This window comes from Candidatus Dormiibacter sp., assembly GCF_050999135.1.
In the GTDB taxonomy this organism is placed as follows: Bacteria; Chloroflexota; Dormibacteria; order Dormibacterales; family Dormibacteraceae; genus Dormiibacter; species Dormiibacter spiritus.
This window is the reverse complement of the sequence record NZ_JBPCPN010000059.1, coordinates 24,842-43,742: the sequence shown is the minus strand read 5'-3', so window position 1 is coordinate 43,742 and position 18,901 is coordinate 24,842. Positions and strand designations below refer to the sequence as shown.

The following is an 18,901-nucleotide window of genomic DNA, read 5'->3' as shown; positions in this document are numbered from 1 at the left end:
TGATGCGCGCCGTCACCGAGATGGGGCGCGCTAGCTGGCGGCGAGAACTGCTGCTCCGACAGCGCCGGAGAGGTCGCCCAGTTGAGTGGGCAGGAACTGGGGCGGCCGCTCCGGCACCAGCAGCAGCGGCTGGGCCGCTTCCGCTACCCGGTCGATGAACGGTTTGCCGAGCCGGTCGCCGAGCCCGCCGCCGACTATGATCGCCTCCACGTCGAGCAGGTTCTGCGCGTTCGACAGGGCGACGCCAAGAGCCCAGACTGCCTGGTCCACCAGCTCCTGGGCAACCGCGTCGTGCTTGTCCAGCGCCTTGGCGATCACGCCGCTGGTCAGCCGGTCTCGACCCTTGTCCTTCATGATCTGGAACAGCTTCGTCTTCCGCCCATCGGACTGCCAGCGGCGGGCGGTCGCCTCGATCATGCGCCGCCCGGCGTAAGCCTCCAGGTGCCCGTCGCGACCGCAGCCACACTTGCGGCCGCCTGGCTTCACAGTGGTGTGGCCAATCTCTCCGGCTGCGCCCAGACCATGGCGGATCTTGCCATCCAAGACCAGGCCGCCGCCCACGCCGGTGCCCACGAAGACCCCGAGGAAGTCTGTGAATTGCCTGCCGGCGCCGCGCTTCCACTCACCCAGCACTGCCACTCGGACGTCGTTGTCAACCTTCACCTTGATGCCGCCGAACCGCTTGCTTAGCCCGGCTGCCAGCGGCACGGGTTCCGGTTTCTCAAACCCTGGCACGTTGGGGGCGTTGGCCACCCCGCCCCGCACATCGATGGTGCCTGGCGTGCCGATACCAACTGCCGCCAGCGCCGAGCCGCTCGCCTCGGCGTTGTGCAGCGCTGTTTTCACAGCCTCCACCACTGCCGCCATGACGGAGTCGGCGCCCTCTTGGGGAGTGGCGGCGCGGGCGCTGCCCAGCACCCGCTCTCTGTCCAGCACGACAGCCTGGATTTTGGTTCCGCCGAGGTCGATGCCCGCAACCAGTTTCTCCACGGCAATCAGCGTAGGCCTGAAGCCGCCTCTACTGCAATTCAGCCACCCGCGAAATAGGCGTCGAGCGCTGCGCTGAGGGCAGTAGCAATGCGTCGCTGACCCCAGGCGGAAGCAGCCAGATCGGCTTGCTGGGGGTTCGTCAGAAAGAGCGGTTCAGTGAGCGCGCCTGGCATGCGGCTGGGCCGCTCCAGCCAGCCCTGCTGGGCGGGCCCAAGCTCGACCAGATGGCCATAGCTCTCCGCAGCTGCGTCGACGGCCGGCACGTTCAGACTGGCCTCGGAGAGCGCCCCCCGATCGGGCAGTCCGAGACCGGCGACTAGCTGCGCCTGCACACCCTTTGCCAGCCGAGCGTTCGGCTGATTGAATGCGCGGGCGGAGTCGTAGTAGGTCTCGGTGCCCCCGGCGCTTACGCCGTCGTAGGCGTTGAAGTGGATGGCGAGCAGCACGTCGGCACCGGCCGCGTTGGCGCAGTCAACGCGTGCGATGAGGTCCTGCCGCAGCGCGTCCCGCGTCAGCACTCCGTTTCCCGTGCCGTCCGCGCCCGCGCCGATGAGCGTGGTGTCAGAGGTGCGTGAGAGCACCACCCGATAGCCGGCGGCGCGCAGCCTGGCCGCCAGCGCCAGAGCCACCTCGAGCGTGGCTGTCTTCTCGCTGATGGTGGCACCAGCGCTCGTGCGGCCGACAACGCCTGGGTCGAGTCCACCATGGCCGGGGTCGATGAAGACTGTCTGGCGCCGATCCTTGCCGGTGGGAGCAAAGCTGAGGCAGGTGCCAGCGGTGAGGCCGCTGAGTCCTTTGACCGGGACCCCCTGGGGGGGCACCGGATGATGCGCAGCCGCCTGTTTCACAGGACCGGTCGCCCGCGGCCTGGGCAGAGCGGCCAGGCCGCGGTCGAGCAGGAACGCAGCCGCAACCAGAACAAGTGCGAGAGCCACCGCGCCCAGGGGGCGAAGCGCTGAGCTGCCGCGGCTGCGGCGAGATCCACGCCGACGTCGTGGTGGGACGTAAGAGCGAGACGCGATCGGCGCCTTCAATATAGACAGTCAAGGGGCGGCTGCGCCTCCCTTCACGAACCCCTCCCGGTCGGCCTTTAGTGTGTCCGGTCCCCGAGTAGCTGAGACGCTCTTGGTTTGAGGTCGTCCTCCCCCCGGCCAGGGCGAGGTAGGTGGGGGGCCTTGGATTGCAGGCTGGACCAGAGCCGCCATTTCGGTCCTGGGCATCTCGCCGCAGCTCCTGAGCGCTCGAGAGGGTTTGACGAACCTTGGACGCGAGGTCTCACCACAAGGCGGCGGGGGCAAGGCGGGCCGCTGACGCCCCCCTTCCGAGCCTCCCCCGCCCCGCGGGGGGAGGACGCAAAAATGCCTGCTCGGCTTCTCAAGATCTCGGGACCGGACAGGCTAGAGCCGGCGCCCTCTACTTGCAGCTCCAGGGTCCGCCCGTGCGGCCTGTCGCGCCGTAGTACCAGGCGGCCCCCTGCGCGTTGGCCGCCGGATCGAAGACCGACAGGCCCTGCCGTCCCTGAGGCGTGCTAGCCCAGCTGGAGGGCAGGAACTGGAACAGCCCTGACGCCCCGCTGGAGGAGTTGACGGCGTTGGGGTTGTAGTGCGATTCGCAGTCCGCGACTCGCAGCGCCCACGCCTGCCCGGCCGCCCCGTAGGCCGCAAAGGTGTCGAGAATCAGCACCTGGATCGCGCTGCTCACGCCCAGGCTGTGCAGCAGCTGCTGGTAGCGATTGGCTAGCGTGCTGCGTGCGGCGTCGGCTCTCTGACGGTCCCCTTCCAGGGTGGTCCTCTCTCGCTCTGCAAGCGGCTCAGGTCGCGGTCACGGGCGGACCGAGTCGCAGCGGCGCGCTCGGCGGCCGCCCGGAGATCGGCGTAGTGGTTCAACGCCTCGGACGGCGAGCCGGCGCTGAACAGCGCGAGGATCGGCGACGCCGGCTGGCCGTCGAGGTAGCGCGCGAGCTGGCGCAGCTCTGCCTGCTCGTGAGCGATGCGCACCTGCGTCTGGTCGATCTCATCTTGGAGAGCCGCCAGCTTCGTGTCCAGGGCTTGGACCTGGGCGGTGGCATCCGCCAGCTGCTGCTTCAAGTCCTGCTGGCTCGGGGTGGCGCTGTCGGCGGACACCGGCCGCAGCAGGGCCAGAGCGAGTGCAAAGCAGATCAGAAGCTTGGCCAACCACAACCGCCAGCGAGACCGACGCGACCCGCTCAGCTTACCGGCGCAAGCGTCGCTTTGCCCTTACGTCCTCAGCGGCAGACCCAGGGGCCGGCCCCGCTGGTGCTGTAGTAGTAGGCGGCCGCCTGGGCATTGGCGACAGGGTCGAAGACATCCTTTCCCGCCCTGCCCTGGGGCATGTTGCGCCAGGTCGAGGGCAGGAACTGGAAGAGTCCGGCCGCGCCGCTGGAAGCGTTGACCGCCCGAGGGTTGTAGCCGGACTCGCACTTGGCGATGCGGAGCGCCCAGGCCTGGGCACCAGCGCCCTGCGATGCAAACGCGTCGAGAATGATCTGCTGGATCGAGCCCTGTGCCACAGGCGGGGTGTTGGCGGTGGTGGCAGGCGCGGCTGGCGTCTGGGTCTGATCAGGAACCGGCTTCTGGCTTTGCACCGCCTGGGCGGCGATGGCGTCGCCCAGCTGCTGATACTTCTGGCTCAGGTCCCGCTGCATGGCCACCTGCCGAGCGCGATCCCTCTCCAGAGTCGCCTTGTCAGCTTTGAGCCGGTCGGTGTCCCGGTCCAGCGCAGCCTTGGTGGCAGCCGCCCTCTCCGCAGCAACCTTGAGGTCGGAGTAGCGCGTCAGCGCGTCGCTCGGCGAGCTGGCGCTGAAGATGGCAAGCAGAGGCGACGCGGGCTGGGCATAGACGGTGCGAGCGAGGACCTTCACCTCGCTGCGCTCCTTGTCGACCTTCTGCTGGGTGGTGTCGATCTCAGTCTGCGTGCCAGCGATCTTGTCGTCGAGCGCTGAGATCGCTGTCGCCACCTGGGCCAGCTGCTGCTTGATCTGCTGCTGTTGAGCGACAAGCCCGTCATCCGCCGACACCGGCCGTGCCAGGGTCGCGAAGGCAAAGAGAAAGATGACGAGTTTCCGCAAGTTCAGCTACCCCCATCCGTCGCTCTCTTTCGAGCGACGGGCAGAACCCCACCTTACCAAAGGTCAGCTGAGGCGGACGCCCCGCAAGCTGACCGACAGCCCTGACCTCCTCCAGGTAGCCTGTGCCTCCAAAGACGACGAGTAGGCGGTGTGGCCGAGCCGATTCGGCCAAGGAGATGAGGGCGATGGCGTTTCGCGAGGCATCCCTAGAAACGAGTGCCGAGCCAACCGAGGTCTGGCGCATCTGGTCAGATGTGAACAGCTGGCCGGAATGGAATCCCGACATGAAAGAGTCGCGGCTCGACGGCCCGCTTGCGGTAGGGACGACAGGCATGATCGATACCCGCTCCGGTGGCAAGCACGACGTGGTGGTGACTCAATTTGAGCCCGCGAAGTCGTTCGAGCTGGAGAGCACCGCCCTGCCCGGAACCAAGATGGCGATCCGGGCAACTGTCACGCCGATCGAAAGCGGAACCCGGATCTCTCAGGGCTTCGAAGCGCGCGGCCTGCTCAGCCCGGTGGTGGGGCGATTGATGGGTGCCACCATCCTGAAGACTTTCACCTCGGTGCTCGAGGGGCTCAAGAAGAAGGTCGAAGTCGAGTAGTAGCTGACCTTCAGCCCCCGGGCTGCGGTGGCGCCGTCCAGCCCGGCCGGGTGTAGCTCATTATGTGCGAGCCAGCAGGGCTGTTCGGCTGATCTTCGCCGGAGGGGGGCAGAGCCACTGTCCTGAGGGGGATCTCTCCCGCCCACACGCTGACGCCTTGGTCCGCCTCGGGCACGTTGGGGCCACCGCTGCGCAGCTTGACAGACGCTTCCTGAAGGCCCAGTGCCAGCACCTTGGTGCTGTTCAGCTCCTTGTCGGAGGGCTGCCTCACCTCGCCCCAGCGGCCCCGACAGACATGCTCCACCAGCCGCTCGAAGGCTGTCAGCTTCTCCGCAGGATCCAGCACTTCACGGGCGCTGCCGAGGATCATGACCGACCGGTAGTTCATAGAGTGATGAAAGGCCGAGCGAGCCATGACGAGGCCGTCAAGTAGCGTAACTGTGAGACAGACGTCCACAGCGCCGGAGGCACTCTGCAGCATTCGGGAAGCTGGTGAGCCGTGGATGTAAACCTGGTTGCCAGCTCGGGCGTACATGGTGGGAACCACATAAGGAACGCCGTCTGCGATGAAGCCCAGGTGGCAGATCATCGATTCGTCGAGGATCGCCTCCACCAGCTGAGCTTCATAGCGGGCGCGCTCCGGATGCCGGCGGACCCGGCTCCGGGAGCTAGGTGCTGTGGCCTCGGCCACCGCTTAGCAAGCCAAGTCCCGATCGAGCCGAGCGAGGTCCTCGCGACGGCGAACGTCGGCCAGCATGCCCAGGAAACCAGCTGTCATGTACATTGGAAATCTCCTTGTGTTAGTACGTAATTGCTTTGTTCTTACATTGTACCACTTTCATCTAGGAACTGAGCTGGGCCGCGCGCTGGCTGTTACATAACACCATGGGAAACATGGGCTCTGATCCCTCCGCCTTGCCGGCTATCAGAGGCAGCAGGGCGGCCGAGATCAGCTCGAGCGTCGAGGACGCCATCAGAACCGGCAAGCTGCGCCCTCTCGACGCGCTGCCGCCTGTGCGGCGGCTGGCGCAAGACCTGTCAGTCAGCCCGACGACAGTTCAAGCCGCCTATCGGGACCTCCAGCGGCGCGGGCTGATTACCGCTTCGGGGAGGCGCGGCACTCAGGTCAGTCCCTGGCCGCCGCTGGCCTCCCGCTCTGTGGCCGACGTCCCGGCTGGAGTGCGGGATCTCAGCACAGGCAATCCTGATCCGGCCTTCCTGCCCCCTTTGCCCGACTTTCTGCAAAAGCTCAGGTGCCGGCAGTGGCTCTACGGCGAGAGCCCCTACGTGCCCGACCTGCTCGATCTGGCCGCCGAAAGCTTCCGAGCGGACAGCATCGAGCCCAATTCCCTGGCAGTCGCCGGTGGAGGGCTGGACGGCATCGAGAGAACCCTAGTTGCCCACCTTCACCCTGGCGCTCGCGTGGGAGTGGAGGATCCCGGCTTCCACTCCCTCTTCGACCTTATCCTCGCCCTCGGTTTGGTCCCCGAGCCGATAGTTGTCGACGATCTCGGACTCCGGCCCGAGGAGCTCGAGGCGTCTCTGCGGCAGCTCGCGGCAGTTGTTGTCACACCCCGGGCTCAGAATCCAACGGGGGCCGCGCTGGATGCCGGGCGGGCGGCTGAGCTGCGAGAGGTGCTGGCACAAAGGCCTCAACTCCTGCTGATCGAGGATGATCATTTCGGCGCTGCCTCGGGAGCCCGGAGCCATACTTTGACAGGCGGGCAGGAGCGTTGGGCTGTGGTCCGCTCCACCTCCAAAGCGCTCGGCCCTGACCTGCGAGTCGCGGTGGTGGCCGGGGACGCGGTGACCATCTCCCGGCTGGAGGACCGCCAGCGTCTGGGCGCCGGCTGGGTCAGCCGTCTCCTCCAGGGACTGGTGGCGGAGATGTCGCGCGATCCCGGCGTTCAGCGACTGGTCGAGGCGGCCGCCAGCGAGTACGCCCGGCGCCGGGAGGCGCTAATCTCCGCCCTTACCGAGCAAGGCATCGCCGCCCATGGTCGCTCAGGCCTCAACGTGTGGGTGGAGGTGCCCGACGAAGCTGAGGCCCTGGCCAGCCTACTCCGAGCCGGCTGGGCGGCCTCGGCCGGGCAACGCTTCCGCCTTCGCAGTGGGCCTGGCGTCCGGATCTCGATAGGCGCCATGCAAGCCGGCGAAGCACAGGCGATCGCGGCGGCGCTGGCGAGGCAGACGGTGCCGGCACCGAGGACGCGCTCCGGCTGAGGGCCTTCCCCCGGGCCGTTACAAACGCTGCCGGAGGGGCGAGAGTGACTGATGTTCAAGACTGGACCAAGCCCCCATCCACGTTGATCGCCTGGCCGTTGATGCCCCGGCCCGCCTCTGAGGCCAGCAGCAAGCAGACCGCCGCCACCTCCTCTGGCTTCACCAGCCGGCGCTGGGGCGTCAGAAGCGGCTTCAGCGCCTCCTCCCGGCTCCGGCCGGTCTTGGCCACTATGGTGTCCAGGGTCATCTGGGTCATGGGCGTGTCGACGTAGCCGGGGCAGACGCAGTTGAAAGTGAGGCCCCGGGCGGCGTACTCGGCGGCGAGCGAGCGCATCAGGCCGAGCAGTCCGTGCTTCGCGGCTGTGTAGGCGGCTATGTAGGGAGCGCCGGTCCGGCTCGCCACCGAGGCGATGGCGATGACAGCGCCCGAGCCGCGCTGGAGCATGCCGGGAACTGCCGCGCGCGTCAGGAAGAAGGGCCCTTCCAGGTCGACCGCCAAAGTTCGCCGCCAGCTGGCCGTATCCAGCTCGGTGAACTTGTGCGACGTCGCAACGCCTGCGTTGTTGACCAGGATGTCGAGGCGGCCGAACTCGCGCTCCACTCGCGCCACCGCCTCGACGCAGCCATTCTCGTCTGTCACGTCGAGCTGGACGGCGAGGCCACCGCATTCAGCGGCGACGGCAGCGATCTCGCGCTGGGTGCGGGCGGCGACGGCGACTTGGGCTCCGGCGTGGGCGAAGGCAAGGGCGACCGACCGCCCGATCCCCCGGCCACCCCCGGTCACCAGCGCGGTTTGCCCCTTCAGCGTCTCCACCGGGGGACTGTATCACCGCAACTGCCGCTGACGAAGCTCACGGTCGGAGCGCGGCACCGAGCCGACGAGGAGGCACAATCAGCGGCAATGGAGTTTGAAGTCATCGTCGAGGTGCCGAAGGGCAGCCGCAACAAGTACGAGGTCAACCATGAGACGGGTGTCATCCACCTGGATCGGGAGCTTTTCACGGCCACCCGCTATCCGGCCGAATACGGCTACATCGAGCACACGTGGGCGGAGGATGGCGATCCGCTCGACGTGCTCGTGATGCTGCGCGAACCCACCTTCCCCGGCTGCCACATCCGCTGCCGCGCCATCGGCATCTTCGCCATGCATGACGAGAAGGGGCCCGATCACAAGATCCTGGCGGTTCCGGTCTGGGATCAAAGACAGGGCTGGTTCGATCTGAGCGACGTGCCGCGGCCCTTTTTGAAGGAGATCGCTCACTTCTTCGACATCTACAAGGACCTGGAGGAGGGCAAGGCGACGACTGTGGGCGACTGGACCAGCCGGGAGGGGGCCGAAGAGGAGATCCGGCGGGCTCAGGAGCGCTACAGCGCCCGCGCTCAGGGCGAGCCGGCGACCTAGCGGGTGTCGCTCCAAGTCTCGACCCAGTCACGGATGTCCCGGGCGAGGGCTTGGACGCTGCGGTGCGCGGAGCGTTGGAGCTTCTTGGTGCTTAGGGCTGAGGACCAGCGCTGGACGACGCTCTTGCCTCTTCAGAAACCAGCTCCAGACTACGAAATCCCGATTCCAGGAAAGTTCGTCGACGGATCGACCTGGCACCACAACTAGGAGTCTGCCAGCCACGCCAGGAAGCTGCCCTCCGACCAGCAGCGGCCAATAGCCTCGACGCGCAGAGCCGACCGGCCGAACACCGCCAGGCCCATGATGCTGTGGCCAGAGGCGCGGCGATCGCCAAGTGTCGGTATCGTCGGCGCGACTCCAACCCCCTCCGCTGACACCCACGCCACCGCCCTGCCGGCCGCCGCTTCGTCGAGGCGGTGCAGGAAGCGCAGGCGGCTCTCGAACGGGAAGTGCGACAGCGCCCAGGTCGTGGTGACGACAGGCAGGGCGTCCGCGGGCACACGGGCGAAGGCGTCGGGCACCACCTCGACGGCGTCACCTTGCAGCAGCAGCGGAGGGGCCGCCGCCGCCAGCGCCATCTCCGCTTCGAGCCTCGCGACCCGCTCTGGCTGATCCGGCCACAGGCAGGCGCGCAACCATCGGGCGTCATCCGCATCGGTCACGTCGACCGGATCGAGGTCGACGCCGATCCGTGCGACGACCTCCGGCATCGCCCGCGTCGGGATGGGCCGGTCTCCTACGATCGAAGATGACAGCTGGACGGAGGATGACGGGTCGCCCAGCGATTGTCCGTTGCTGTACGTGATGCCAACGCGATCGACATTGAGATTGAGTCCAGCCGAACAGCCCACGTCGATTAGCCCAACCGAATTCGCGCCTACCCGGCGCGCCGCCTCGGCGATGGCCGGATACAGCACGGCGCAGCGCCCGGTCTCGTTGCTCCGTGTCTGCCGGCGCACGGCGATGGCCACGACCGAGTCGGTCATTTGCAGCAGGGTGTCGATCGCCGCGCCGGCGGCACCGTCGCCGTCCGAAGCGGCATAGGCCGCGGCAAGCGCAGGGGCGCGTCCGGCGAGGGCGAGGTCGTGCAGCGCGGCGAGGATCACCGTGGGGTGCCGCTTGCGCGCCGGCGCCGCCTCGATGGCGCGCAGCGCCTCGTCGGACTTGCTCAGGGCGACGGCGACGCGCTCGTACAGCGGCGATGTTTCGGCGGCGTCGACCTCACCGAAGTGTCGGTACACCTGAGCGAGTGTGCGGGCCCCACCCACGGGTACGGCGCTTCCTGCGGTCGGCCCTGGCATCCTCACGACGACTCTAGCCATCGGAACGACAACCCCCGACCGTTTACCTTGGCACACCAGAGCGCGCCGAGGAGATACTCGACCGACTCTCCGGCTACTGCCGCTCCCTTAACAGATAGCGAGCGCTCCAACTTGACCGGACACCGCTAGCTGAGAGCTGTCTCCATCCGCTCCACCACCTGCGCCAAGATCTCGGCGGTGGTACCAATATTGACCCGCAGGTGCCCACGGCCGGCGCTGCCGTAGGGAGGGCCGCCGCCCAGGGCGACGCGGCCGTGCTTCAGGAAGTGATCGACCGGCTCCTCGGGCAGGTTCAACTCGCGGCAGTCCAGCCAGGCTAGGTAGGTGGCGGCGGGCGGCGTGTAGCGGATCCGCGGGAAGCGTTCGCGCACCGCCTCGGCCAGGAAGTCCCCATTCTTCTGTACGGCACCGAGCACCTGGTCCAGCCAGTCCCCGGCCTCCTCGTAGGCTGCGCTGGCGGCCAGAATTCCGAAGAGCCCGGCGTGGACGCCGAAGCTGGGCGGCAGCTGGCCAATCAGCGCTCGTATCTCCGTCGACTGGCTGACGATCTGCGCGCACTTCAGGCCCGGGAGGTTCCAGCCCTTCGAGGCAGCTACGAAGGCAATCCCGTGAGCGGCCGCCTTGGGACTCGCGGCCAGGTAAGGCGTGAACCTGTGGCCGGGCAGCACGAGCGGCGCGTGGATCTCGTCGGAGAAGACGAGCGCGCCGTACCGCTCAGCCAGCTCGGCCACCTGCTGCAGCTCCCGCGCCGAGTACACGATGCCTGTGGGGTTGTGGGGGCTGCAGAGAAGGAGGGCGCGGGCTCCCCCTCGAAAAGCCGCTTCCAGGCCGTTCAGGTCCAGGTGATAGCCTGCCTCGTCCAAGAGAAGGGGTGACTCGACCACCCGGCAGCCTGCCTCCGCCACCTGGCGGAAGAAGGGCGGGTAGACCGGGGGGTTGATCACCACCCCATCGCCCGGCTTCAGCGCGAGGCGGAGCAGCTCGGTGATGCCTGACATCACATCCGGGGCGAGCGTCACGTCGGTTGGTTCGACCCTCCAGCCAAAGCGCCTCAGCGCGAAGCGGCTGTAGGCCTCTCCCAGCTCCGGCTGCGGACAGGCGTAGCCGGTGTCGCCGAGCTCGGCGGCGGCCGTGAGCGCGCGAACGATCGCAGGGGCCGGCCGGAAGTCCATCTCGGCCACGAACGCGGGCAGCACATCCTCCGGATAGGCCCGCCACTTGTAGCTGTGACGCTGCCGCAGCTCGGCCAGGGAGATGTCGTCGAAACGCCGCTCGATGGCCTGGGCTGTCGAGACCTGCATACAGGCCTCGATGGTAAGCCGTCCACGTCGCGGGCTGTGCCGCCCTCTCGGCTGAGCCGGCACCGGGGCTGCCCGCGGGCGAGGTTTGGGCTGGTTGGGACAAGGCTCTCCGACACCCTCCACCGGGGAGTGTCGTCTGCTTCGATTTCGGAGGGGTGACGACGACCCCGCTGGCAGGCCTCTCCGGCCTGCTCAGCACCAACCTAGGTGCCGCCGGCAACCGGTTCCGAAACCCCGTTCAGCTCACCTCTCCCAACGGGCACCTGCAGTCGTTGTTCCCCTTCTGGTCGGACGGGTAACAGCACCACCTACTCCTATGACCGGACGGCGCAGGCCGCCTGCGCCGCCTTCGTAAAGGGGGGCGTTACCCGGCCATACGGCTATGCGGTCAGGGCCAGTGGCTGCGTCTACGCACTGGGCGACGCGGGCTTACTCTTCAGCCTGGACCCGTTGACCGGCACCTCACCCTGCCTGCCCACCAACTCGACGGCGACACTTACGCCCTCGGCCTTCTATTTGCGGCGCCAACCCGGTCACGCCACTAGCTACGGCAGTCATTCCTTGCAGCAGTCTGGGCGGTCCGCTCGGCGGTCAGCTCCTCACTTCCCGGGTTGCTCGCGGGGGGCTTGGCGCTGCTCGGCCTGGCCGGCCTATCGTTCTTCTCCATTCGGGCGCCGGCGCCAGCACTTCTGACCGCGCGCAGGTTCAGCCAAGTCGTCGAGGGCCGGCACGGCGCCGGCCCTGTCCTATGCTCTCGCCATGGGTGAACTGAGCGACAAGAAGAAGCAAAGGCTGCCGGACAGCGATTTTGCCTTCCCCAAGGAGCGGAAGGAGCCGCTCACAGACGCTGGCCATGTGCGCAATGCGTCGGCGCGGTTCAACCAGGTGAAGGGCGTCAGCGAAAGTGAGCGCAAGCAGGCCAAGCAGCGGATCGAGAAGGCCGCCAAGAAGCACGGAGTGAAGCTCAGCAAAGAACCCGACTGAGCTGTCCGGGCTCAGAGCCGTTTCACGTAGCGCAGCTCGACCAGATCGCGCCCGCCGAGGCTGATTGCCTTGGTGGCGCCATCAGTTTCGAAGCTACGCCTTTCATAGAAGCCGAGGGCACGTAGCTTGTCGCGCAGCACCCAGAGGCCGACCCGCTCAGCCTGGCCGGTCAGACCGCTCAGTCCTGCGGTCAAGAGTGCGCTGCCGGCACCTGAGCGCCAAGCCTGGGGCAGCACGTAGATGGCGTAGAGCTCATAGTGATCGCGTTCGGCGACGTCGCGCGATGGGCCCAAGGAGGCGAAGCCGATCAGCCCCGCCGTTGAGTGGGCTGTGAGCGCCATGCTGCCGGCGGGTGGCTGGCGAAGCCACTCCCCCCACTGCTCTGCTCGCCTCCGCCAGTCGAGCGCGTCCAGATACCCGGCTGGCAGCAAGCCGGCGTAGGCGCTCTGCCAGGAAGCGACGTGAACCCGCGCGATGGCCTCCTCGTCGCCCGGCTGAGCGTGCCGGATCTCAAAGTGAGGCACACCAGACATCGTGGCTCAAGCCATGCCGTCCGGCTGAGGCGGCAACCACTGCGATCGCGGCTCAGCCCAGCGGACAGGTCCAGCTACGCTCGCCGCGGCTGAAAATGATCGCCGCCGGCTGGTCGGTCCAGCGAACCTGATACGGCTGACCGCGCAGTGAGCGGCGTTGGGCCAGCAGCGAGCTGTAGTGGGCCAGCATGGCCTGGTGTGGCTGTGCCTCCAGCTCAGACCAGTTGAGCTTGGAGCGCCGATAAGTCGCTGGATCCTGGGGGTCGGACACTTCATCCCGACGCCAGCCGAAACCTGCGAACTCACTGATGCGTCCTTCCGTTGCGAGCCGAGCGATCCTCGGATCGTGGTGATCGCTGAAGTACTGGAACGGGGTGGACGCCGCCCACTCCTCACCCATGAAGAGCATCGGCACGAAGGGGGAGAGCAGTGTCAGGGTGGCCGCCGAACGGCACTGCTGCGGCGAAGCCAGGTGACAGAGGCGCTCACCCAGGGCTCGATTGCCGATCTGGTCGTGGGTCTGCGAATAGGTCAGGACCCGCTCGTAAGGCACGCCCAGCTCTCGCGGGGCAAGCAGAAAGCCCGCCACCTCACTCGTGCTGCCGGTGTAAGGCGCGTAGTAACCCTGGCGCTCGCCGGTGAAATGGACGTGCAGGGAGTGATGGACGTCGTCTTCCCACTGAGCGTCCAGCCCCAGCGCCAGCAGCGGCGGGTCGATGAAGGGCTGCTCGCCGATGAGGAAGAGTGGCTTTCCGAGCTGCCGCCCCAGCGGGCGTACGCCATCCGCCAGCTCGGTCAGAATATGGCGCTGGGAAGAGTCGAGGATGGCGTCCACCGCGTCCAGACGCAGTCCGTCGACGTGGTACTCCTGCAGCCACATCAGCGCGTTGTCGATGAAGAAGTCGCGCACCGGCCGAGAGGACCTCCCGTCAAAGTCGACAGCGTCGCCCCACGGGGTTTTCCGCCGGGCTGTGAAGTAGGGCCCGTACCTCGGGAGGTAGTTGCCCTCGGGACCGAGGTGGTTGTAGACAACGTCCAGCACCACTGCCAGCCCCTGCTGATGGCAGGCGTCGACGAGCCGACGCAGACCCTCCGGACCACCATAGGCGTGATGCGGGGCGTACAGGTCCACGCCGTCGTAGCCCCAGCCTCGCTCACCCGCGAACTCGGCCACCGGCATCAGCTCCAGGCAGTTCACGCCCAGGGCGAGCAGGTGGGGCAGCTTCTCGATGACCGCCTCGAAAGTGCCAGCTTCGCTGAAGGTGCCGGTGTGCAGCTCATAGATCACCGCTTCGCTGAGAGGTAGGCCGCGCCATTCGGAGTCAGACCAATCGAAGGCCGACGGAACGTCCACCCGGGACAGGCCGTGGACACCGTCTGGCTGCCAGCGCGAGCGGGGGTCGGGCAGGGGCTCGGCCCCGTCCAGCACGAAACCATAGTCCTGACCTGGCCGAGCAACGACTGTCGAGTTCCACCAGCCTTCGGAGTTCCGGTCCAGCGGCAGCCGCTGCCCTTGCAACCAGAGCTCGACCCGCTCAGGGCTGGGCGCCCAGACTTGAAAGGTAGCGCTCAGCCGATACGCTCCAGTAGGGCGACCGGAAACCTGCCAAGCAGCTCAGCCAGCGCCACCGGGCCACCGCCGTGCTCCGCCGCGCTGAACAGGTTCCGCCAGCGACCCTCGGGCAGATCGGCCGCAGTGGCCGCCCCCCATTCGCCGGCCAGGCCGCAGACAAGCCTGGGCACCACTGTGACCGCACCCTCGCCGCGCTTGAAGGCAATCACGTGATCCGCCTGGGGACCCGCCACCGTCACCGGCTCGTACCCTGCTGTGAAGATCTCCGGCCGCCGCTCGCGCAGGCGAAGCGCTCGCGTCACCACCAGCAGCTTGGGCAGCCCTGAATCCTGGCCTTCGGACCAGACGCCGGCCGCGCCATCGCCCATCGCATCCAGTTCGGCCAAGAGCCGAGCCCGCCTGGTGAAGTCGACTGGGCGCCGGTTGTCAGGGTCGACCAGGCTCAGGTCCCAGAGCTCGCAGCCCTGATAGCAGTCGGGCACTCCCGGCGCTGTCAGGCAGAGCAGCTTCTGAGCCAGTGAGTTGACCCGGCCGGGCGCGATCAGTGGCTGGACGAAGCCCGTCAAGTCGGTCACGAACTTCTGGTCAGCCAGGATGCCTCTAACGAAGCGCTCCAGCGCGGCCTCGTAGGCGTGGTTGTTCTGGATCCAGGAGGTCTCGGCCTTGGCCTCGCGGGCTGCCTTGATCATGTACTCCACGGCTCGGTCAGGGCCCAGCGGCCAAGCGCCGACCAGCGTCTGGTAGAGCAGGTACTCGGCCGACCTGTCCGGGCCGTCCGGGCTGCGCTGCCGCTCGTTGAGCTCCGACCAGCGCGCCGCGGCAGCGGACCAGGGCAGCGGCAGCTCCGAGAGCAGTGCCAGCCGGGCCCTGACGTCCTCCGACCGCTTGGTGTCGTGAGTGCTGGTGGAAAGCATGGCCGCCGGCCAGCGCTCAGCGCGGTGGACGCACGCAGCGTGGAAGGCGGCCGGCGACACGCCGAACCGGCCGGGATCGCCACCCACCTCGTTGAGGCCGATCAGCCGGTTGTAGACATAGAAGCTCGTGTCCTCCACGCCCTTGGCGGTGACTGGGCTGGAGGTCTGCTGAAAGCGCGCGATCAGCTCGACCGCGTCCTCGCTCAAGGGTTCTTCTTTGAGGATGAGCCGGCCCAAGAATCCCAGCAGCTCAGGCGCCAGCTCTGGCCTTCGCCGTCGGACCGCCCCCACGGCCGCTTCGATGACTGCGCGGTCAGCCGGGGAAGGCGGCTCCGCGGTCCCGGGCCGCACATAGGTGCGGTACACCGGAAGGCAGGCGATCAGCTCGGTAAGGCATGCCCTCAGCTCGTGGCTGGTGTAGTCGCGGTATCTGCGATCGGTCTCGCGAACCCGCTCGAAGTGAACCAGCAGCCGGTTCAGATCCGAACCCAGCAGCTGCTCCAGCACCTGCCGCTTCCGGTTGTAGACCACCTCCGCATACGGTTCACTGAGGCCAGTGAACTCCTGAAAAGCATCGCTCAGCCCCGTCTCGCCGTGGGGGTCGATGAAGAGGCCCAGGGCGAGGTTCAGGAAGTCATAGCCTGTCGTGCCGGCCACCGGCCAGTCCTCGGGCAGCTGCTCTGAGGTGCCCAGGATCTTCTCGGCCACCACCCAGGCCGAAGGTGCCTGAGCGGAAAGCTTCTGGAAGTAGCCCTTCGGATCCCGCAGGCCGTCAGGGTGGTCGATGCGGAGGCCATCGAGGACGCCTGCGTTGATCCAATCGATGACCAACCTGTGGGTCTGCTCGAACACCTCAGGATCCTCGACGCGCATGGCCGCCAGCTCTGACACATCGAAGAAGCGACGGTAGGACAGCTCGTGGGCGGCCACCTGCCAGCGCGCCAACCGGTAGTGCTGCCGACACAGCAGGGCGTCGACAGCCTCCGCATCGGCGTTTACCTGGACGAGGCGCTGGTCGACGAGCAGCGCCAGATCCGGCTGCTCAAGCTGTCGCAGCAGGGCGGTGGCGAGACGATGACGGTGGCGGGCGCCGTCCTGGTCGCCTGGCGTCACCTCGGGCAGGGCGGCCAGCTCAGCGCCCAGGCCGGTCAGGGGCTCGGGCAGCACCAGCGCATAGGTCTGCGGATCGAGCGGGAACTCCTGCTCCAAGTAGGCGACGTTGAGGCGCCATCCGCGGCGAACCAGCTGCAGCTGGCCGGATTCCAGCGCTCGGGCATAGTGGTCGCCCAGCACTGGCAGCAGGATCAGACCGCGCAGCTTGCGCTCGGGCGGATCCCAGAACACGTCGAAGTAGGAGGCATAGCGGCTGGAGTGGCCGTTCTCCAGCACGTCCCACCACCAGCGGTTGCGCCGATCGTTGATGGCCATGTGGTTGGGCACGTGGTCCAGCACCTGGCCCAAGCCCTGCTCCTTGAGCGCCGAGCAGAACCGGGCGTGAGCTGCCTCGCCGCCCAGGTCCTCATTCAAACTCCGGTGGTCGACCACGTCGTAGCCGTGGCGGCTGCCCGGCCGCGCCTGTAGGTAGGGCGAGCAGTAGAGGTGGCTCACGCCCAGCCGCGCCAGGTAGGGCACGATCTCGGCGGCAGCGTCGAAGCCGAAGTCGGGCGTGAGCTGGACGCGATAGGTCGAGCGGGGCGTCAGGACTTGTCGACCCTCATCAGCACCGCCACTGAGCGCTCTTGCACAGGCACCTGGCCGCCCGCCCGGTAGTAGCGCACCAGCGGGTCGGCCGTGTCCAGAACCCGCTTCCAGCGCTGGCCGAAACCGCGGGGCAGGGAAAAGCGGATGGGCTCGAAGTGGGCGTTGAAGAGCAGGAAGATCGAATCGTCGATCACCTTGCGGCCTCGCAGGTCCGGACTGGCGATCTCGTCGCCGTTCAGGTAGACGGCCAGTGAGCGGGCAAAGCCGACATTCCAGTCGGCGGAGGTCATGCGGCCGCCGTCGGGTCGAAACCAGCCGATATCACTGGTCTCCTCGGCTTGGATCTCGCGGCCGGCGAACCAGCGCCGGCGCCTGAAGACCGGGTGCGCCCGGCGAAATTCGATCAGCTTGGTGCAGAAAGCGAGAAGGTCGTAGTCGACCTTGCTCCAGTCGAACCAGCTGATCTCGTTGTCCTGACAGTAGGCGTTGTTGTTGCCCCCCTGAGAGCGGCCGAACTCGTCGCCGCCCAGGAGCATGGGCACGCCCTGGGAGAACATGATGGTGGCCAGAAAGTTGCGCTTCTGACGCTGGCGCAGGGCGTTGACAGCGGGATCGGGGCTGGGCCCCTCCTCGCCGCAGTTCCAGGAGCGGTTGTAGCTCTCGCCGTCGCGGTTGCCCTCACCGTTTGCCTCGTTGTGCTTCAGGTTGTAGGAGACGAGGTCGTCAAGCGTGAAACCGTCGTGACAGGTGACGAAGTTGATGCTGGCGTAAGGCCGGCGGCCATCCAGTTGATAGAGGTCGGAGGAGCCCGTGAAACGCATGGCGAATTCGCCCAGCGTGGCTGCCTCGCCCCGCCAGTAGTCGCGCACGCAGTCGCGGTACTTCCCGTTCCACTCCGACCAGAGCACTGGGAAGTTGCCCACCTGGTAACCGCCCTCACCGACGTCCCAGGGCTCCGCTATCAACTTCACCTGAGAGAGGATCGGATCCTGCTGGACCAGGTCGAAGAAGGCCGACAGCCTGTCGACGTCGTGCAGCTCGCGCGCCAGGGTGGCGGCAAGGTCGAAGCGAAAGCCATCCACGTGCATGTCCGTGACCCAGTAGCGGAGGCTGTCCATGATCATCTGGAGGACGTGCGGATGGCGCATGTTGAGGCTGTTCCCGGTGCCCGTGTAGTCCATGCAGTAGCGCGGGTTGTCGGCGATGAGCCGGTAATAGGCGGCGTTGTCGATGCCCCGGAAACAGAGAGTTGGGCCCAGGTGGTTGCCCTCGGCTGTGTGGTTGTAGACAACGTCGAGGATGACCTCGATACCTGCTCTGTGCAGGTTCTTCACCATCTGCTTGAACTCCTGCACCTGCTGGCCGCGCTGCCCGCTGGAGCTGTACTCGTTGTGGGGCGCGAAATAGCCGATCGAGTTGTAGCCCCAGTAGTTGCGCAGGCCGAGCTGGTTCAGGCGGTTGTCGTGCACGAACTGGTGCACGGGCAGCAGCTCGACAGCCGTGATCCCCAGGTTCTGGAGGTACTGGATCGCTTCGGGCGTGCCGAGTCCGGCGTAGGTGCCGCGCAGGTCGGGCGGAAGTTGCGGATGCAGCTTTGTCATGCCCTTGACGTGCACCTCGTAGATGACTGTCTCGTGCCAGGGGATGCGCAGGTGCCGGTCCTCTTCCCAGCTGAACCAGGGATCGCTGACCACCGACTTGGGCACATAGGGCCCGCTGTCGGTGGGGTCCAAGGCCAGGTCCTGGGCCGGGTTGCTCTGGTCGTAGGCGAAGATGGTGGCGTTCCAGTGCACGACACCCTCGATTGCCTTGGCGTAAGGATCGAGCAGGAGCTTGGCGGGATTGCAGCGCACTCCGTGATCAGGTGAGTAGGGGCCATGCACGCGGAAGCCGTAGCGATGACCGGGCCTGATGTTGGGCACGTAGGCGTGCCAACAATGCGCGGTGACCTCGGGCAGAGCTAGCCGAGTCTCCTCACCGCCGGCTCCGTCGAACAAACAAAGTTCGACCTTCTCGGCTACCTCCGAGAAGATCGAGAAGTTGGTGCCCACACCGTCGAAATGCGCACCCAAGGGGTAGGGCTGTCCCGGCCAAATCTCCATACGTCCGTCCGCAACGGTACGGTCAGCGCGTGATCCACCGTCGCCGTCGATCAGGCTTGTCGGCCGGCGCCAGCTACAGTCCAGGGAAGTGACGGAGCAGCAAAATCAACGGCAACGGGAGGCACGCCTCCCCTTCCAAAACCCCACCAGGTGGGCGTTGGAC

Annotated in this window: 18 protein-coding genes; 5 read left to right on the top strand and 13 right to left on the bottom strand. The window is 67.0% G+C overall.

Annotation, left to right across the window (positions count from 1 at the left end; genetic code table 11):
• Positions 1-30 precede the first annotated feature (30 nt).
• From ACR2MZ_RS14345 to ACR2MZ_RS14325, 5 genes are all read right to left on the bottom strand, one after another.
• Positions 31-990 (bottom strand): ROK family protein, encoded by a 960-nt coding sequence (locus ACR2MZ_RS14345; protein ID WP_434005730.1) that lies wholly within the window; start codon positions 988-990, stop codon positions 31-33.
• A 38-nt stretch (positions 991-1,028) separates the two neighbouring features.
• The gene (locus ACR2MZ_RS14340) at positions 1,029-1,925 is read right to left on the bottom strand and encodes an N-acetylmuramoyl-L-alanine amidase family protein (protein WP_434005729.1); all 897 of its coding nucleotides are present in this window, start codon (positions 1,923-1,925) and stop codon (positions 1,029-1,031) included.
• Between the two features lie 478 nt (positions 1,926-2,403).
• Positions 2,404-2,691 carry a transglycosylase SLT domain-containing protein gene (locus ACR2MZ_RS14335; protein WP_434005728.1) on the bottom strand — a complete coding sequence of 96 codons (288 nt, stop codon included), beginning with the start codon at positions 2,689-2,691 and terminating at the stop codon, positions 2,404-2,406.
• Positions 2,692-2,726: 35 nt separating this feature from the next.
• Entirely contained in the window at positions 2,727-3,164 is a 438-nt protein-coding gene (locus ACR2MZ_RS14330) for a coiled-coil domain-containing protein (protein WP_434005727.1), read from the bottom strand.
• A 71-nt stretch (positions 3,165-3,235) separates the two neighbouring features.
• On the bottom strand, positions 3,236-4,078 hold the full coding sequence (locus tag ACR2MZ_RS14325; protein WP_434005726.1) for a transglycosylase SLT domain-containing protein: 843 nt from the start codon (positions 4,076-4,078) through the stop codon (positions 3,236-3,238).
• A 185-nt stretch (positions 4,079-4,263) separates the two neighbouring features.
• Between ACR2MZ_RS14325 and ACR2MZ_RS14320 the strand changes: the two genes are divergently transcribed.
• Positions 4,264-4,683, top strand: coding sequence for an SRPBCC family protein (locus ACR2MZ_RS14320; protein ID WP_434005725.1), 420 nt, complete (start codon positions 4,264-4,266; stop codon positions 4,681-4,683).
• A gap of 10 nt (positions 4,684-4,693) precedes the next feature.
• Here the strand turns inward: ACR2MZ_RS14320 and ACR2MZ_RS14315 are convergent, their stop codons facing one another.
• Positions 4,694-5,374, bottom strand: a complete 681-nt coding sequence (locus ACR2MZ_RS14315) for a pyridoxamine 5'-phosphate oxidase family protein (RefSeq protein ID WP_434005724.1) — start codon at positions 5,372-5,374, stop codon at positions 4,694-4,696.
• 224 nt (positions 5,375-5,598) lie between these two features.
• On the opposite strand from ACR2MZ_RS14315, the gene ACR2MZ_RS14310 reads away from it, so the two are divergent.
• Positions 5,599-6,906: an aminotransferase class I/II-fold pyridoxal phosphate-dependent enzyme gene (locus ACR2MZ_RS14310; protein ID WP_434005723.1), complete on the top strand. Its 1,308-nt coding sequence runs from the start codon at positions 5,599-5,601 to the stop codon at positions 6,904-6,906.
• Between the two features lie 55 nt (positions 6,907-6,961).
• Here the strand turns inward: ACR2MZ_RS14310 and ACR2MZ_RS14305 are convergent, their stop codons facing one another.
• Entirely contained in the window at positions 6,962-7,720 is a 759-nt protein-coding gene (locus ACR2MZ_RS14305; protein WP_434005722.1) for an SDR family NAD(P)-dependent oxidoreductase, read from the bottom strand.
• An 87-nt stretch (positions 7,721-7,807) separates the two neighbouring features.
• On the opposite strand from ACR2MZ_RS14305, the gene ACR2MZ_RS14300 reads away from it, so the two are divergent.
• Positions 7,808-8,308: an inorganic diphosphatase gene (locus ACR2MZ_RS14300; protein ID WP_434005721.1), complete on the top strand. Its 501-nt coding sequence runs from the start codon at positions 7,808-7,810 to the stop codon at positions 8,306-8,308.
• Between the two features lie 203 nt (positions 8,309-8,511).
• Here ACR2MZ_RS14300 and ACR2MZ_RS14295 read toward each other — a convergent pair whose 3' ends face one another.
• Together ACR2MZ_RS14295 and ACR2MZ_RS14290 are read right to left on the bottom strand one after the other, a co-directional pair.
• Complete coding sequence (locus tag ACR2MZ_RS14295; protein WP_434005719.1) at positions 8,512-9,576, bottom strand: DUF2332 domain-containing protein; 1,065 nt, start codon at positions 9,574-9,576, stop codon at positions 8,512-8,514.
• 179 nt (positions 9,577-9,755) lie between these two features.
• On the bottom strand, positions 9,756-10,931 hold the full coding sequence (locus tag ACR2MZ_RS14290; protein ID WP_434005718.1) for a MalY/PatB family protein: 1,176 nt from the start codon (positions 10,929-10,931) through the stop codon (positions 9,756-9,758).
• A 155-nt stretch (positions 10,932-11,086) separates the two neighbouring features.
• Between ACR2MZ_RS14290 and ACR2MZ_RS14285 the strand changes: the two genes are divergently transcribed.
• Positions 11,087-11,230 (top strand): hypothetical protein, encoded by a 144-nt coding sequence (locus ACR2MZ_RS14285; RefSeq protein WP_434005717.1) that lies wholly within the window; start codon positions 11,087-11,089, stop codon positions 11,228-11,230.
• A 460-nt stretch (positions 11,231-11,690) separates the two neighbouring features.
• Positions 11,691-11,915, top strand: a complete 225-nt coding sequence (locus ACR2MZ_RS14280; RefSeq protein WP_434005716.1) for a DUF6582 domain-containing protein — start codon at positions 11,691-11,693, stop codon at positions 11,913-11,915.
• A gap of 11 nt (positions 11,916-11,926) precedes the next feature.
• On the opposite strand, the gene ACR2MZ_RS14275 is transcribed toward ACR2MZ_RS14280, so the two are convergent.
• The 4 genes from ACR2MZ_RS14275 to glgX are packed head-to-tail and all read right to left on the bottom strand — an operon-like array spanning position 11,927 to position 18,738.
• Positions 11,927-12,448 carry a GNAT family N-acetyltransferase gene (locus ACR2MZ_RS14275; RefSeq protein WP_434005715.1) on the bottom strand — a complete coding sequence of 174 codons (522 nt, stop codon included), beginning with the start codon at positions 12,446-12,448 and terminating at the stop codon, positions 11,927-11,929.
• 52 nt (positions 12,449-12,500) lie between these two features.
• Positions 12,501-14,021 carry a malto-oligosyltrehalose trehalohydrolase gene (treZ, locus tag ACR2MZ_RS14270; protein ID WP_434005825.1) on the bottom strand — a complete coding sequence of 507 codons (1,521 nt, stop codon included), beginning with the start codon at positions 14,019-14,021 and terminating at the stop codon, positions 12,501-12,503.
• Positions 14,018-16,636 carry a malto-oligosyltrehalose synthase gene (gene treY, locus ACR2MZ_RS14265; RefSeq protein ID WP_434005824.1) on the bottom strand — a complete coding sequence of 873 codons (2,619 nt, stop codon included), beginning with the start codon at positions 16,634-16,636 and terminating at the stop codon, positions 14,018-14,020. The genes treZ and treY overlap by 4 nt, the downstream gene beginning before the upstream one ends.
• Positions 16,633-18,738: a glycogen debranching protein GlgX gene (gene glgX / locus ACR2MZ_RS14260; protein WP_434005714.1), complete on the bottom strand. Its 2,106-nt coding sequence runs from the start codon at positions 18,736-18,738 to the stop codon at positions 16,633-16,635. Before glgX ends, treY begins: the two co-directional genes overlap by 4 nt.
• Between the last annotated feature and the right edge of the window lie 163 nt (positions 18,739-18,901).